We start from the raw sequence: 14,388 nt of genomic DNA on the forward strand, positions 1-14,388 counted from the left end.
GTATATGCTTTACACAGAGCGTCTGCAGGGTAAAGATACTAAAATTATGGCTTTTTTCCAGTCGTGCACCTATGAAACATTTTCTCTTGAAATATTTAAATTCAATTGGGATAGTACTATTATTTGTTTTAATTTGCTCTAATATTCGCGAGTGCAAAATATGAAGTGGCATTGTTCACCGTTTTATAGCACGAAGAGGGGTAATAGGGGCAGAAAAGAAGCATTTGATCTAAATATGTTAATCTATATATTTAGATATTTATTTAAAAAGTCATAGACGGCGCAACATTGCACCGCCGCAGGCGTAAAACTGCTTATAATTGAAAAAAAAGAAAGCGTCTAAATAAATATATAATACATTATATATAGTCATGAAAAAAGTTATACAGGAATCACCTAACTTCTTTTTGCTGGTAGGATTGAACATCGTAAACGCCATCTTTATGTTACTGCTATAGAGTAGCGTTTTAACATAGGAAACAAAACGGAAAGAGCAGCCTCGCTACAGGAGCGGGGCTGCTCTTTTGTGTATCCGCCGGAATCAATGCACACACTTGACGTGTTTCTGTAGCAGACTGCCTGTCTGTATTAGCTTTCTCACATGAAATATATAGCATATGTCAGGACATAACAAATGGTCGCAGATCAAGCGTAAAAAGGGTGCCTTGGATGCCAAACGGTCCAAGGTTTTCACCAAGCTGATCAAGGAGATCACGGTAGCGGCGAAGGCGGGCGGCCCGGACCCCGACGGCAACCCGCGCCTGCGCCTGGCCATCCAATTGAGCAAGGCCGCCAACATGCCCAAGGATAACATAGAGCGCGCCATACAGAAAGGCGAGGGCACCGGAGGCGACTACAGCGAGGTGACATACGAGGGCTATGCCTCCAACGGGGTGGCCGTGTTCATCGAGTGCCTCACCGATAACATTAACCGCACGGTCCAGAACCTCCGCACCGTCTTTAACAAAGGCAACGGCAGCCTGGGCACCAACGGCTCGGTCGAGTTCCTGTTCGATAGGAAAAGCGTTTTTGTGGTGAGGCGCGACCCGGAGCCGCCCCTGGACGAGGAGGAACTGACGCTGCAACTGATAGACGGCGGCGCCGAAGAGGTGGTGTTCGAAGACGGGCATATCACCATCTACTGTGCCATGGAGGATTTCGGGGCCATGCAGAAGCAGGTGGAAGCGCTGCACCTGGAGCTGGAAAGCGCAGAACTGCAGCGGATCCCACAAACCACCGTCACGGTGGAAGATCCCGAGGCCGTGCGAAAAATCCTGCACCTGCTGGACGCGCTGGAAGACGATGACGATGTGCAGAAAGTGTACCACAACCTGGAGCTGAGCGAAGAGGTGCTGGCCGTACTGGAGTAGCGCACCCTCTATCGGCAGACTGCTGCGGAGCACGGGCTGCGGCAGGTGGCTTTCCGGGTGGCAGGGCAGGAGCAGGCAGCACTGTTGCCCCCGCCTGCGTACGACTCTTCGGGCTGAGACGCTGAAGCGGCATCTGACACTAGTAAGATATTAGTCTCTGGTTTACAGGGCTTCAGCGGGAGCAGGAGAACAAAGTTCGGCTCGAAAGGGTTAAATAGAACGTCCTATTTACAAATTGCGCTACTGCGACAGATTATGGAAGATAAATTAGATGATATTGTAAACGGGCTGCACCAGAAGTCGAAGACAAAGCAGGCCATTTACCGCTATACTAAAGAGACCTTTGACCGCCTGAAGGTAATTTCGCAAAAATTGGTGGAAGAGCTGACTGAGCGGATCACAAAGCAGGACGCGGAAATACTGATTGAGTACCGGAACATCGGGGAGCATGAGTTCCAGATCAAGTTCTCAGGCGACCTGCTGGTGTTTGTGATGCACTCCAACATCATCACATTTCCGGAAGATTACGAGATCATGCGAAGCGAGTATGTGGAGGAGGACTTCAGGCGCAGGTTTTTCGGGCACATCATGGCCTATAATTTTATGGCCGACACCATCAAGTACAACCGCCTGGATGACCCGGGGTACCTGGTAGGACGCATGTTGGTGAACATCGAGAAGCACTTCTGCATCGAGGGGGTGAAACAGCTGGACTTGCCTAAGGAGAAAATCACGAACATCCAGGGAAACATCGTCAATGACAAGAACCTGCGCCTGATCGTTGAAAGCGCCATGATAGCCTCCGTGAACAACGACCTGATGGGGCAGGATGTCAGCGACATCGAGCGCATCACCCTAAAGCAAAAGTTAGAGAATTCGCAGCTGAGCAAGCCGCGGAAGCTCGGATTCCAGATCAGCCCCGAACTGACGCATTAGCCAGGCTGTCATCTGATTGGAAGGAAAAGCACAGCCATATAGGACTGCATATACGCCACAGCACCTGGTTGATTCAGCATATGTTTTCCGGTTAATTATATGCATGGATCGGTCATCCCTGCTTATCAAGCTAAGTATCATAATTGATATAGGGCTGGTGCTATATCATATATAAGGTTGGTTTTTACCCTCTCTTTTTCCAAATCTCACCTTCTATATAGCAAAAGGTTTTCGCCTGTTGCTATATAGAAGGCATTGTAGCGTTCCATAGCTCATTTTCGCTTATTTGTATCCCCTTTCCTGCCGCGCGCCTCTTTGCCTTGTCTCATCCAAAAAACAATTCTTCATTCTGCATCGAAGGGAAGTTTCGAAGGCGTGATTTTACCTTTGGTTAGCCCCCTGCCCGCTATGCGGGAAAACGCGGCCTTTGCGGGTTAATGCCAACTTGATGTCTCTGAAATACAGGTGTTTATATATAGATTCTCTTTAGTATAGGAGTGGCTTATATTTTTTCTTACTCGTATATAAGTATAGGTCAATTTATCCTGTAAATGTTGTTATGGCTATGGAGGCATATAACTCTCCGATCACGAGAAAAAGGAGCCGCATAAACACGTTCGCCTGTATATGCTATTGCATGTTAGCCGCTTTCCTGCTGGGGTTCCTTCCTGCCTGCAGCCTTACCGCCTCCAAGAGCGGGAAGGGCCTGAAAACGCAGAACGTGGTGATCGTAGTTATTGATGGCCCCCGGTATTCAGAGACATGGGGCAACACGCCCGGGCTGATCCCCAACATGTCGACCGTGCTAAAGCCGAAGGGCGTTTTCCTCAGCAATTTTCTCAACGACGGGTTTACCTATACCAACTCGGGGCACGCGGCAATTACCACTGGCGTAAACCAGCCTATCGATAATTACGGGGAGGAGTTTCCTGCCAACCCCTCCATCTTCCAGTACTGGCTGAAACAAACAGGGAAGCCTGCCACCGCCGCCTGGCTCGTGACCAGCAAAGATAAACTGCACATCCTGGCCAACACCACGGACTCGCTGTGGCATGATCAGTTTTTGCCCTCCGTGAACAGCGGTGTCAACGGCCCCGGCACAGGGTACCGGGCTGACTCGCTGACGCTGGTGGAGGCCAAGCGGATCCTGACGGAGCATAAACCGAACCTGATGCTCATCAATTTTATGGAACCGGACGGGTTTGCGCACGCCGGCAACCAGGCCTACTATATCAGAGGGATCTACAGGAGCGACCGGTATGTGCAAGACCTCTGGGACTTCCTGAGCAAAGATGAACACTATCGAAAAAGCACCGCCCTGCTGGTCACCAACGACCATGGCCGGCATTTGGACGGAATTGACGGCGGCTGGCAGGAGCATGGCGACAACTGCAAAGGCTGCCAGCAAATCAGTTTGCTGGCGTTAGGACCCGATTTCAAAAAAGGAGCAGAGCCGGAGACACCCTACACCTTAGTGGATATCGCCCCCACCGTCGGTAAGCTGCTTGGCTTTAAAATGGACTCCACGGTAGTCGTTCCCCGACTGGACACAACGGTAGTAGCTGTTGCGGCCGACTCTACCCTTGCGGTGCCTGCGAAAGACTCCCTAGTTGTGGTGCGCAGCATGGAGAAATCGGTTTTGAAGGGGCGGGTAATCAGGGATTTATTCAAGGAGGGAATGCTTCCTTAGCTGCTGCGCCCCAGGCAAACCCAAGTATCGATGGCTCTTGCCTAATGTTACATGAACAGATACCTGGCTTTCAGGTGATGTTATTTGCGCTCTGTATATAATCGGGCTGAATATTCACCCGTGTTCTATTGGTTACACATCATGCATTTATGGCCTGTCCGAGCAGGTGCCGGACCTCCTCCTAAATGCAATGACTTGATTCGTCGGCGTGCTCCTGTAAAGCATTTTTTTAAACCGGAATGAAAAGTATCCACAGGTTTATATATATACTGGCCCTATTCGTTAGCTTGCCTTTCCCTGTTCTGGCACAGGTGTCGGATGAGCGAACGAGGCAGGATGCTGCGCTACAGGCTGGCGGTGAAGCAGAAGATATTGAGAATCCCCTGTATACAGACGGGGATGTCCTTCAGTTTAGGCTTGCGCTCGATTACGAGGCGCTGCTCAAAGACCGCGGTGATGAAAGGGGTTACCACCCGGCGACCCTGGTCTATAAAAATGCTGCTGGTGAGGAGGAGGCTGTGAAACTGAAAGTAATGGTGCGGGGAAACCACCGCCGACAAACGCAGACATGCCGGTTCCCGCCGTTACTCCTCAACTTCGCCCGCAAGACAACAAAAGGCACCCCTTTCGAGCATGTGAATAAAGTGAAGATGGTGACCCACTGCCTGAACGAGGACTATATACATAGGGAGTTCCTGGTCTATAAAGCGTATAACCTGCTGACGGATAAGAGCTTCAGGGTGAGGCTTTGCCGGGTGGAGTACGAGGACGTGAAAAGCAAACGGAAAGAAGAGACAAAGTTCGCTTTCCTGATAGAGGACGACAACGAAATGGCCAGGAGAAACAAGGGCAGGATCGTGCCGAAAGAACTCGCCCTCGGCATGGAGGGAACAGAAATGAAGTCGATGGCCACCTTAGCGGTTTTCCAGTATATGATCGGGAACACCGACTGGTCTGTGCCTTACCGCCACAACATCAAACTGCTGTCCCTCGACTCCCTAAGGGCGCCTTATCCCGTGCCTTATGATTTCGACTATTCCGGCATTGTGGCGCCGCCCTATGCCATTCCGCCGCCGGAGTTAGGCATTTCCTCGGTGCGGCAGCGGCTGTACAGGGGCTACGATTTCCCGGAGCCGGTTTACGCGGAGGTCATCAGCACTTTCAAGGCGAAGCGTGCGGCGATCTATGACCTCTACCGAAACTTCCCTTATTTAGAGAAAAGCACCCAGCGGATGACCCTGAAGTTTTTAGATGACTTCTACGAAATCATAACAGACCCCAAAGATTTTGACAGGCAAATCGTGCGGGTCGGGCAAAAGAACCAGAAAGGCTACGTGGTCGTGAAGGGGTTAAAATAAAGCAGGCAGGATAACGTGCGTGTTTCCCTGCCTGCTTTCCATATGGCTTCAGATACGCGCCTGTGAAGAATTTAGATTATTTCAGCCAGCTCCAGCCAGCGGAATTCCTTCTCCTCCAACGCGTCGTTTATCTGCTTCAATTCCTTTGCCCAGGCCGTTAGCTGTTCGTGGTCGGTGGTGGTACCGGCGTTCATAATGTTAAACAGCTCTGATTTCCGCTTCTCCAGCTTAGCAAGTTCTTTTTCCAACTGCTCGTACTCCTTCTGCTCTGCGAAGGTGGCCCTGCGCCTGTTTCCTGGCTGCTCGGTTTTCTTCTCCACCGCAGGTACAGCGGTTTTCTTCGTCTCCAGCTCCTGTTTCTCCTGGCGCTCCTGCTCTTTCTGCCACTCGCGGTAGTCGGTGTAGTTGCCCGGGAAGTTGCGTATTTTGCCCTCCCCCTCAAACACGAAAAGGTGCTCCACCAGCCGGTCCATGAAATAACGGTCGTGGCTCACGATGAGCAGGCAGCCCCCGAAATTAAGCAGGAAGTCTTCCAGGATGTTCAGCGTGATGATGTCCAGGTCGTTGGTCGGCTCATCGAGGATCAGGAAGTTCGGGTTTTTGATGAGTACCCGCAGCAGTTGCAGGCGGCGCTTCTCGCCGCCGCTCAGCTTGCTCACGAAGGTGTACTGCTGTGGCGGCGCAAACTGGAAGTGCTGCAGAAACTGGCTCGCCGTGATCACCTCGCCGTTGGCCATCTCCACCACTTCCGCGATCTCCTTCACAATGTCAATCACCCGCTGGTCGTCTTTAAACGTCAGCTCGTCCTGGGTATAGTAGCCGAAAACGGTAGTTTGCCCGGCGTCTATCGTGCCTGTGTCCGGGGCCAGCTTGCCCGTCAGCATATTCAGGAACGTGGATTTCCCGGCCCCGTTTGGCCCTACCACGCCGATGCGGTCTTTCTTCTTGAACACATAGGTGAAATCCTCCACGAGCATCTTGCCGTCGAAGGATTTGGAGATGTGCTCCACCTCCATGATTTTGCCGCCCTGACGCGTTGTTTTCACGGACAGTTCCATCTGCGGGCCGGTTACCTTTTTCGCTGCCTTTTCTTTCAGTTCCTCAAAGGCGTCTACCCGGTATTTGGCTTTGGTGCCCCGGGCTTTCGGCATCCGCCTGATCCACTCCAGTTCCTTGCGCATCAGGTTGCGCGCCTTCTCGGTCTCGGCTACGGCCGCCTCTTCGCGCTCTGCCTTCTTCTCCAGGAAATAGCTGTAATTGCCTTTGTAGGTATATAGTTCCCCGTTGTCGAGCTCCACGATTTCGTTTGCCACCTTGTCCAGGAAATAGCGGTCGTGGGTTACCATCAGCAGCGTTGTGTTTTGAGTAGACAGCAGGCCCTCCAGCCACTCAATGGTGTCCAGGTCCAGGTGGTTGGTCGGCTCGTCCATGATCAGCATATCCGGCTCGTCTATCAGCACCCGCGCCATGGCCACGCGCTTGCGCTGCCCCCCCGACAGGTTTTTCACTACGGCGTTCAGGTCGTTGATGCCCAGTTTAGAGAGCACCTGCTTCACCTTCACCTCAAAATCCCAAGCCTGCAGCTCGTCCATGCGCTCCATCAGTTCCTGCATCTGCTCCCCGCTGGTATGCGGGTCGGCCATGGCAGCCTCGTAGTCCCGTATCAGGTCGAGGGTGGCGTTCTGGCCGGAGAAAATATTCTGCTGCACGGTCAGCTCCTCGTCGAAGACCGGATTCTGGCCCAGGTAGCCGATGCTCACCTCTTTCCGGACGCTCACGCTTCCCTCGTCAGGGGGAAGGTAACCCGCCAGTACGTTCAACAGGGTGGTTTTTCCGGAGCCGTTCACACCCACCAAAACGATGCGCTGGCCCTGGCTGATGCCGAAACTCAGGTTTTTGAAAAGCCAGCGGTCGCCGAAGCTCTTTGATATATTGTCTGCTGATAAAAAATTCATAGGTGCAAATTTACGCATTTATCGGCACAGGTGCACCCAAAATAAAACAGGCCAGCCACTGGGCCAGCCTGTTTTATTAGTAACAGTTACGCGTTTAGCGCACGGTGTTGTGCTGCGGGTGGGGTCTTCTATACGACTCGCTGGGCACACGGTGCGTGGTCAGCGAAGAAAATACCCCCGATCAGGTGTGGGGCATATACCTGGTCTGCAAAGAAACACATCCATGGAGACAGTACCGGGATAACACCCAGCCCAAAATCAACCATCAGGTGCGGCTGCATCGGGACTTTGTGGATGATACCCACTTCAAAATCGTGAATATAGTTTACAGTGGTGCGGCAACACCTGCTAGCACGATGGTCCAGGTTACCCAGGCCACGTCTGAAAAACCGAATAGCCAGCGGTACGCTATAAAAAACAGGCCCACCACGTAGTCCAGTATCCCGTGAAAACGGGTTGGGGTAAACCTTATAATAATCCTGCTTTCGATTAGTTTCAACAACTATATATCCTGTTCTTGAAAGAGAGGAGGTGCAACCATGCAATTTTTGGGGAACGGTCAGTTTGTAACTACCACCGTGCCCGAGATGTAGTCGTGCAGCGCCTGCTTGCGGCGGGTGGAGAGCACCAGCAGGAAACCCAGGCAGAGCGGCAGCACGGAAAGAGCCCTGGCGAAGTAGCGGAAATTGGCCCGGGCAAAGCTGATGCGCTTGCCGCGAAGATCGGTTACCCGCAGGCCCAGCGTGAATTTGCCGATGGTGGCCTGCTTCAGCGACGATTGCAGCACCGTGAAATAGAGCCAGTGTATCACGGGGAAGTAAGGGTTGTAAAACACCATTTTGCTTACCGCCACCAACTGCTTCAGGATTTCCCCGCTCTGGAACATGTTTTCCCAGCTGTAGAGTTGCTGTGTCGTATCGCTGATTCCGTAGAGCACAAAGGAGTACGAAAACACCAGTAGCGTGGTATCCACCAGAAAAGCGATAAGGCGCGCTGTGAGGCTGCCGTACAAGGCAGAACTCTTTATCGTAGGTGTCTGTAAAGTAAAAGTCTTTTGCATACCGCTGGTGCTGTTTTACGCTTGTTGTTTACTCTGCTACGTCTGTCCGGAATGTGCTGCGGTGTGAAAAACCTGCATTTTTCAATGCGGTTTTTCACCGGGTAGGTGGTGCCGTGCTACTGATGATCGAATTTACTATATTGTTCTAATCTAACAAATTCTTACATATAATTTATTTTACTCTTCACTATTTATTAATGTGGGTTGTTATAATTTAACTTTGCGGAGGGGATAATGATATCAAAGAGAAGCGGTAAATCAGTAGACGGGCAGTTTTTATTAGCCGGGATGGCTTTTGCCTTTTTTTAGCTAAATTCGCTCTCGATGGTGGACAACAAGAGACAAAGGCCGATCGGAATTTTTGACAGCGGCATCGGCGGGCTTACGGTGGCGCAGGCAATCATCCATGTGCTGCCGAACGAGCGCATCCTGTATTTCGGTGATACGGCCCACCTGCCGTACGGCGATAAATCGACAGCGGCCATTCAGGCCTATGCCATTAAAATCTGCGACCTGCTGATCAGGCAAAACTGCAAGCTGATTCTGATTGCCTGTAACTCGGCATCGGCGGCGGCCTACGAGCTGGTGAAGGAATATGTGGGCAGCAAGGCCAAGGTGCTGAACGTGATCGACCCCACTGTGCAACACATCGGTCGGCTGTACCCTCACAAAACGGTCGGGCTTATCGGGACGAAGCAAACGGTGAACTCGAATGTGTACCGCAAGAAGGTGGATGAGCTTGACCTGGGCATTACCCTGAAGTCGCATGCCACCCCGCTGCTGGCCGCCATGATAGAGGAAGGCTTTTTCAACGACTCTATCTCCGAGAGTGTGATCCATGCCTACCTCTCTGATCCGGCCCTGGAAGGGATAGAGGCGCTCATCCTGGGCTGCACGCATTACCCGCTCATCAAAAAGCAGATAGAGAATTTTTATAAGGGGAAAGTGGACGTGCTGGACGCCAGCCAGATTGTAGCGCAGCATGTAAAGGCGTACCTGGAAGAACAGGGCCTGGCTTCAGAGCGGCTAACGGGCGACCACACGTTTTACGTGTCCGACTTCACCCGCTCTTTCGAGGAAAGTACCCGCATCTTCTTCAGGCGCCAGGTGCACCTCGAGCATTACCCCCTTTGGGAGTAGGCGCACCGCGCCCGATAATCTTTCAGGGTTATAGTTTATATATACCGTCTACAGGGATCCTGTGGTAATGCGACTGGTGAAAATCAGGCTGCCCCCTGCCGATTACACGTAAAAGGCATACCACCCTTCCATCAAAACAACTTATGAAAAAGCGATATCTTTCTATCGGCGACTTCAGGCGCAACGCCTTTATTGTAGCGGCAGCCGCCTGCATGGGCCTGACAGGCTGCGACAGCGGCTCGGGCCAGAACGAATGGAACTCCGGCAGCGAAGTGGCGGTGCCCGACGGCGTGATCACCGAGATGACGGAGGAGGCGCCCGACCAGTGGAAAATCACGGATGAGCGCACCACCGCCCCAGGCAAGAGCATGGCGATCCTGAAGTACAGCGACGGCCGCGTGGACACGCTGCAGGGGCTGGAACTGGAAAACCGGCTGCAGGACCTCTCCCAAAACCAGAATACTTACCAGCAAGGGGGCTTCGGCATGAGCAGCGTGCTGTGGTGGAGCGCCCTGGGCTATATGGCAGGCCGCAACATGGCCCCGCGGGCGGGCTATTACGCCAACCCGAACCTGATCAACCGCACCGATGCCTGGCGGCAGAACGTGCAAACCTACCGCCAGCGCGCGGCAGCGCCCGCTTCTGGCCGAAGCGGGTTTTTCAGGGGCCGCAGCGGCGGTGCCGGGGCCTGATGGAGCGCTTCGCCTAAACAGATTTATATATGCAAAAAGGAACTGTGCGCCTGACCACCCATGGCGGCGACGTGGAAACAGCTGTGCGTGGCCTGGGCTGGGAGTGGTGCGTGGAAGACGGCTGCGCGAATTACGTGCCCGGCGAGGCGGTGGTGCTGACAGAGAAAGAGGCGGATGCGCTGCTGGATGCCGCCGACACGCTGTACGATATGCTGGTGCAGGCTGTGCCCGACGAGCTGCCCGATGCTTTCCTGAACGTGCTGGGCATTCCCGAGAACCTTTGGCCACTGTTGCGGCAGTCGTGGAACGACGAGCGGCACTGGCACCTGTACGGGCGTTTCGACCTGGCGCAGACACCGGAAGGCCCGAAACTGCTGGAGTTTAACGCCGATACCGCCACCTCGATACCGGAGACGGCCGTGGTGCAGTGGGCCAGCCTGGCAGCGGCCGGTAAGAAAGACGCCAACCAGTATTCCGGTCTGTACGAAGCGCTGGTAACGCAACTCAGGACATGGCGTATGCTCAACGACGACCTGCCGCCCGCGCTGCTGCTTGCCTATATAGGGGCCAGCCCCGAAGACGAAACGAATTGCGCCGTCATCGCCCAGGCTGCCCGGGAGGCCGGCTTCGACGCGCACCTCTGCCCGATAGAGGATATAAGCGTTTCCACGGAGGGAACTGAGAAAGGCATCTGGGCGCAGGTAGGGTCGGAGCAGTGGCAACAGTTCCCGTTCCTGTTTAAGCTGCTGCCCTGGGAGCAGATCGCCTGGGAGGAGCCGGAACTGCTCGAAAGCCTGACGCTGCTCTCCCGCACCCGTAACGTGGTGATAGCCAACCCGGCATACACCTTGCTATTCCAGAGCAAAGGCATGCTGGCGTGGCTCTGGAAAGCCTACCCATACCACCCGCTGCTGTTAGAGGCCGATCTGCAGCCTTTGAGCGGCAAGTACATCCGCAAACCCTACTTTGGCCGCGAGGGGCAGAGCGTGGAGGTGGTGGACAGGGTGCGCATCACGAAGTTGGAAGGCGAGTACGATGCCCAGCAGCAGGTGTACCAGCGCTGGTGCGAATTGCCCGGGGACAAGCAGGGCTATCTGTACCAGGCGGGCGTGTTCTGGTCTGGCGATGGCTGCGCCATCGGATTCCGCCGCGAGAAAGGCATTATCACTAACCTGTCGCAGTTCGTGCCGCATGTGGTGGAGGGGTAGAGATAAAGCGCAGTTATATGAGTTATATACACCCAAGTATATATAAACAAGCTGTTATATATGAAGACCTCGCGGAGTCCGAAGGTCCCGCGAGCGTCTGGATGGAAGGCCGAGGCTATATATAAAAGGCGCTTAGTATATATAAACCATACGCTCGCAGGCGCTGCGCACGCTTGGAGGCCTTTCGGCACTGCTACTGGCATATGCTATTAAAAATCCACTTCTTTTTATCAACCTTACCGATTCATATATAAAAGGTGCCTGAATTAGGCTACTTCTATATAGTTTAGTAAGTTATACCTCCAACGGATATAACTGAAAAACGCTCCATGAAAATAGTTGTCGCCCCGGATTCTTACAAAGGAAGCTTAACCGCAGCCGAAGTCGGCCTCACGATCAGGGAAGCCCTTGAAATGGAAATCCCGGGGGTACGGGTGGAGGTGATCCCGATGGCGGACGGGGGGGAAGGCACGCTGGATGCGCTGCTTTTCGCGACAAGTGGCGAAAAGCTTGAGGCTACAGCCACGGGTCCGTTGGGGGAAGAGGTAAGGACATACTACGGCGTACTGGGTGATGGGGAAACGGCCGTTATCGAGATGGCCCAGGTGGCAGGTTTGCCGATGGTGCCCGAAGGGAAGCGGAACCCGATGCGAACGACTACCTATGGCGTGGGCGAACTGATAGCAGCAGCGCTTGAAAAAGGCATTCGTTCGTTTATTGTCGGGCTGGGGGGGAGTGCGACGAACGATGGGGGGCTTGGCATGCTCCAGGCATTGGGGGCTGTCTTCCTCGACCAGGAAGGGAATGATGTAAAGCCGACCGGAGAGGGGCTGCAGAAGATTGTAAAAGTGGATTTCAGGGACCTTCATCCAGCCTTAAAGTCCTGCAGGTTCAGGATTGCCAGCGATGTGGAAAACCCGCTGTGCGGCACAAACGGCGCCTCCTTTGTCTTTGGCCCACAGAAAGGGGCCACCGAGGCGCAGGTGCGGCAACTGGACAAAGGCCTGCAGCGGTATGCCAGCCTGGTAGAAGCCCACCTGAAGGTGCAGCTGCAGGACATACCCGGGGCAGGGGCGGCCGGAGGGCTGGGCTTTGGCTTCCTGGCATTGGGCGGGGAGATCATACCCGGCGCGCAGGTCGTGGCGGAAGCAACCAATCTGGAAGACCAGATCAGAACCTCGGATTGGGTGATAACGGGGGAGGGGCAAAGCGACTTCCAGACCTTATATGGCAAGGCTCCCTTTTTTGTGGCGGGTTTAGCGAAAAAGCACGGCGTCGGCACCATTCTGATTTCGGGGGGATTGGGAAAAGGGCATGAGCAACTGCTGGAGCATTTCGTGAGCTGCCATTCTATTGCCAATGCGCCGATGCCCCTGGAGCAAGCCATTGCCAACGCCCAGCCGCTTTTGTTTTCCTGCGCACGCAACATCGCACGCCTGCTCTACAAAGCATCTGAATCAAACTAAATCACCCGAACGATCTACATGGTACAAGGCCCCTTGCTTATCCTGATTCTGCTGCTGGGCGTAGGATTCATCGTGCTGGCTACAGCCCGGTTTAAACTCCACCCGTTTTTCGGTTTGCTGATCGCCGCTTTCGGTGTGGGCATAGCCGCCGGTGTGCCACTGAACGACGTGGTAAAAGCGGTGAACGAAGGCTTCGGCGGCCTGATGAGCTATATCGGCATCGTGATTGTGGCAGGCACCGTGATCGGCAAGATGCTGGAGAAGTCGGGGGCGGCGCTGCGGATGGCGGAGGTGGTGCTGCGGGTGGTGGGAGAGAAGCGCCCGCAACTGGCTATGTCGCTGATTGGCGCGATCGTGAGTATCCCGGTTTTCTGCGACTCGGCCTATATCATCCTTTCCAGCCTCAAAAAATCGCTGGCGCACCGGGCGAAGGTCCCGCTGGCGTCGATGTCGATTGCCCTGGCAACGGGTTTATATGCCACCCACACCCTCGTGCCCCCCACGCCGGGGCCTATTGCCGCTGCCGGTAACATCGGGGCCAGCGCCTACCTTGGCACCATTATACTGATAGGCTTGTTTGTGGCTATCCCGGTGGTAACGGTGGGGTATATATGGGCTGTCAAAGTCGCTTCAACGATTCATATCGAAGGGGAAGACGAAGTGGCATATAGCTACGAGGAGGTGGTGAAGGAATTCGGAGTGTTGCCCTCTACCGCCAAAGCGTTCACACCCATTTTCCTCCCCATTTTCCTGATCGCCATGGGCTCCATTGTAAGCTACCTGCAGTACGGCGGAGCGCTGGCAGATTTCCTCCTTTTCCTGGGCACCCCCGTCGTGGCCTTGCTGATTGGCGTGTTTGCGGCTTTCCCGCTCATGCCGCGCTGGAACGAGGAAACGCTGACAGGCTGGATCGGTGAGGGCCTGAAAGACGCCGCCATCATTCTCTTGCTGACAGGCGCGGGCGGCGCCTTCGGCTCCGTGATCAGAGCAACCGCCGTAGCGGACCTGATAAAAGGCCTTGCGGGGGATGGAGCCGTGAGCGGTGCCTTTATCTTGCTGCTGCCTTTCTTTGTAGCAGCGGCTTTAAAGACGGCGCAAGGCTCTTCTACGGCAGCCATGGTGATTACCTCGGCACTCGTGGCGCCCATGCTGGCGCAGGCGGGGATTGTAACAGCGGTGCCTCTGGCCCTGGTGGTGATGGCCATCGGGGCTGGCGCCATGGCGGTAAGCCACGTCAACGACAGCTATTTCTGGGTGGTCACGCAATTCAGCGGCATGAAAGTGACGGATGCCTACAAGGCGCACACCATGGCTACGCTGATGCAGGGCATCGCTGCCATCGTGGCAACGATGCTGCTGTGGTACGCTTTCGTATAGACGGCAGGCGGCATCGGTTTCCTGCTGCATTTTCCGAGGCTATATAGGACCCTGCTTTCCGAAACGTCAATTCCCCTGCCTCCTGATTAGCACATTCGCACATTAACCCCTAACTTTACTGCCTTAAGAAACCCCG

The 14,388-nt window shown here is 54.1% G+C and carries 12 protein-coding genes; 9 read left to right on the forward strand and 3 right to left on the reverse strand.

What is annotated here, in order from left to right; all coding sequences use genetic code 11:
* Nucleotides 1-617 precede the first annotated feature (617 nt).
* The 4 genes from ABD920_RS06460 (at nt 618) to ABD920_RS06475 (ending at nt 5,354) form a co-directional block, all read left to right on the forward strand.
* Entirely contained in the window at nt 618-1,370 is a 753-nt protein-coding gene (locus ABD920_RS06460) for a YebC/PmpR family DNA-binding transcriptional regulator (protein WP_345157671.1), read from the forward strand.
* A 255-nt stretch (nt 1,371-1,625) separates the two neighbouring features.
* The gene (locus ABD920_RS06465; protein ID WP_345157673.1) at nt 1,626-2,306 is read left to right on the forward strand and encodes a hypothetical protein; all 681 of its coding nucleotides are present in this window, start codon (nt 1,626-1,628) and stop codon (nt 2,304-2,306) included.
* Between the two features lie 637 nt (nt 2,307-2,943).
* Nucleotides 2,944-3,996, forward strand: coding sequence for a sulfatase-like hydrolase/transferase (locus ABD920_RS06470; RefSeq protein WP_345157674.1), 1,053 nt, complete (start codon nt 2,944-2,946; stop codon nt 3,994-3,996).
* Nucleotides 3,997-4,235: 239 nt separating this feature from the next.
* On the forward strand, nt 4,236-5,354 hold the full coding sequence (locus tag ABD920_RS06475; protein ID WP_345157675.1) for a hypothetical protein: 1,119 nt from the start codon (nt 4,236-4,238) through the stop codon (nt 5,352-5,354).
* A gap of 71 nt (nt 5,355-5,425) precedes the next feature.
* Here the strand turns inward: ABD920_RS06475 and ABD920_RS06480 are convergent, their stop codons facing one another.
* The 3 genes from ABD920_RS06480 to ABD920_RS06490 all read right to left on the reverse strand — a co-directional run bounded on the left by ABD920_RS06480 (nt 5,426) and on the right by ABD920_RS06490 (nt 8,369).
* A complete protein-coding gene (locus ABD920_RS06480) occupies nt 5,426-7,309 on the reverse strand; it encodes an ABC-F family ATP-binding cassette domain-containing protein (protein WP_345157676.1) in 1,884 nt (627 codons plus the stop codon).
* Nucleotides 7,310-7,634: 325 nt separating this feature from the next.
* Nucleotides 7,635-7,808, reverse strand: a complete 174-nt coding sequence (locus ABD920_RS06485) for a hypothetical protein (protein ID WP_345157677.1) — start codon at nt 7,806-7,808, stop codon at nt 7,635-7,637.
* A gap of 60 nt (nt 7,809-7,868) precedes the next feature.
* Nucleotides 7,869-8,369, reverse strand: coding sequence for an RDD family protein (locus tag ABD920_RS06490; protein ID WP_345157678.1), 501 nt, complete (start codon nt 8,367-8,369; stop codon nt 7,869-7,871).
* Nucleotides 8,370-8,693: 324 nt separating this feature from the next.
* Here ABD920_RS06490 and murI point away from each other — a divergent pair, with 324 nt between their 5' ends.
* The 5 genes from murI (at nt 8,694) to ABD920_RS06515 (ending at nt 14,252) form a co-directional block, all read left to right on the forward strand.
* A complete protein-coding gene (gene murI, locus ABD920_RS06495; protein WP_345157680.1) occupies nt 8,694-9,509 on the forward strand; it encodes a glutamate racemase in 816 nt (271 codons plus the stop codon).
* Nucleotides 9,510-9,652: 143 nt separating this feature from the next.
* Nucleotides 9,653-10,201 carry a Cj0371 family chemotaxis-regulating polar lipoprotein gene (locus ABD920_RS06500; RefSeq protein ID WP_345157681.1) on the forward strand — a complete coding sequence of 183 codons (549 nt, stop codon included), beginning with the start codon at nt 9,653-9,655 and terminating at the stop codon, nt 10,199-10,201.
* Between the two features lie 29 nt (nt 10,202-10,230).
* Nucleotides 10,231-11,409: a glutathionylspermidine synthase family protein gene (locus ABD920_RS06505; protein ID WP_345157683.1), complete on the forward strand. Its 1,179-nt coding sequence runs from the start codon at nt 10,231-10,233 to the stop codon at nt 11,407-11,409.
* Between the two features lie 329 nt (nt 11,410-11,738).
* Nucleotides 11,739-12,875, forward strand: coding sequence for a glycerate kinase (locus ABD920_RS06510; protein ID WP_345157685.1), 1,137 nt, complete (start codon nt 11,739-11,741; stop codon nt 12,873-12,875).
* 18 nt (nt 12,876-12,893) lie between these two features.
* A complete protein-coding gene (locus ABD920_RS06515) occupies nt 12,894-14,252 on the forward strand; it encodes a GntP family permease (RefSeq protein ID WP_345157686.1) in 1,359 nt (452 codons plus the stop codon).
* Nucleotides 14,253-14,388: the final 136 nt, after the last annotated feature.

It is taken from the genome of Pontibacter saemangeumensis (assembly GCF_039541895.1).
In the GTDB taxonomy this organism is placed as follows: Bacteria; Bacteroidota; Bacteroidia; order Cytophagales; family Hymenobacteraceae; genus Pontibacter; species Pontibacter saemangeumensis.

Excerpts from the sequence above, each read along its gene's own strand:
- ABD920_RS06515 (WP_345157686.1), top strand. The coding sequence starts at position 12,894 with ATGGTACAAGGCCCCTTGCTTATCCTGATTCTGCTGCTGGGCGTAGGA.
- ABD920_RS06500 (WP_345157681.1), top strand. The coding sequence starts at position 9,653 with ATGAAAAAGCGATATCTTTCTATCGGCGACTTCAGGCGCAACGCCTTT.
- ABD920_RS06475 (WP_345157675.1), top strand. The coding sequence starts at position 4,236 with ATGAAAAGTATCCACAGGTTTATATATATACTGGCCCTATTCGTTAGC.
- ABD920_RS06480 (WP_345157676.1), bottom strand. The coding sequence starts at position 7,309 with ATGAATTTTTTATCAGCAGACAATATATCAAAGAGCTTCGGCGACCGC.
- ABD920_RS06505 (WP_345157683.1), top strand. The coding sequence starts at position 10,231 with ATGCAAAAAGGAACTGTGCGCCTGACCACCCATGGCGGCGACGTGGAA.
- ABD920_RS06470 (WP_345157674.1), top strand. The coding sequence starts at position 2,944 with ATGTTAGCCGCTTTCCTGCTGGGGTTCCTTCCTGCCTGCAGCCTTACC.
- ABD920_RS06510 (WP_345157685.1), top strand. The coding sequence starts at position 11,739 with ATGAAAATAGTTGTCGCCCCGGATTCTTACAAAGGAAGCTTAACCGCA.
- murI (WP_345157680.1), top strand. The coding sequence starts at position 8,694 with ATGGTGGACAACAAGAGACAAAGGCCGATCGGAATTTTTGACAGCGGC.
- ABD920_RS06465 (WP_345157673.1), top strand. The coding sequence starts at position 1,626 with ATGGAAGATAAATTAGATGATATTGTAAACGGGCTGCACCAGAAGTCG.
- ABD920_RS06490 (WP_345157678.1), bottom strand. The coding sequence starts at position 8,369 with ATGCAAAAGACTTTTACTTTACAGACACCTACGATAAAGAGTTCTGCC.
- ABD920_RS06460 (WP_345157671.1), top strand. The coding sequence starts at position 618 with ATGTCAGGACATAACAAATGGTCGCAGATCAAGCGTAAAAAGGGTGCC.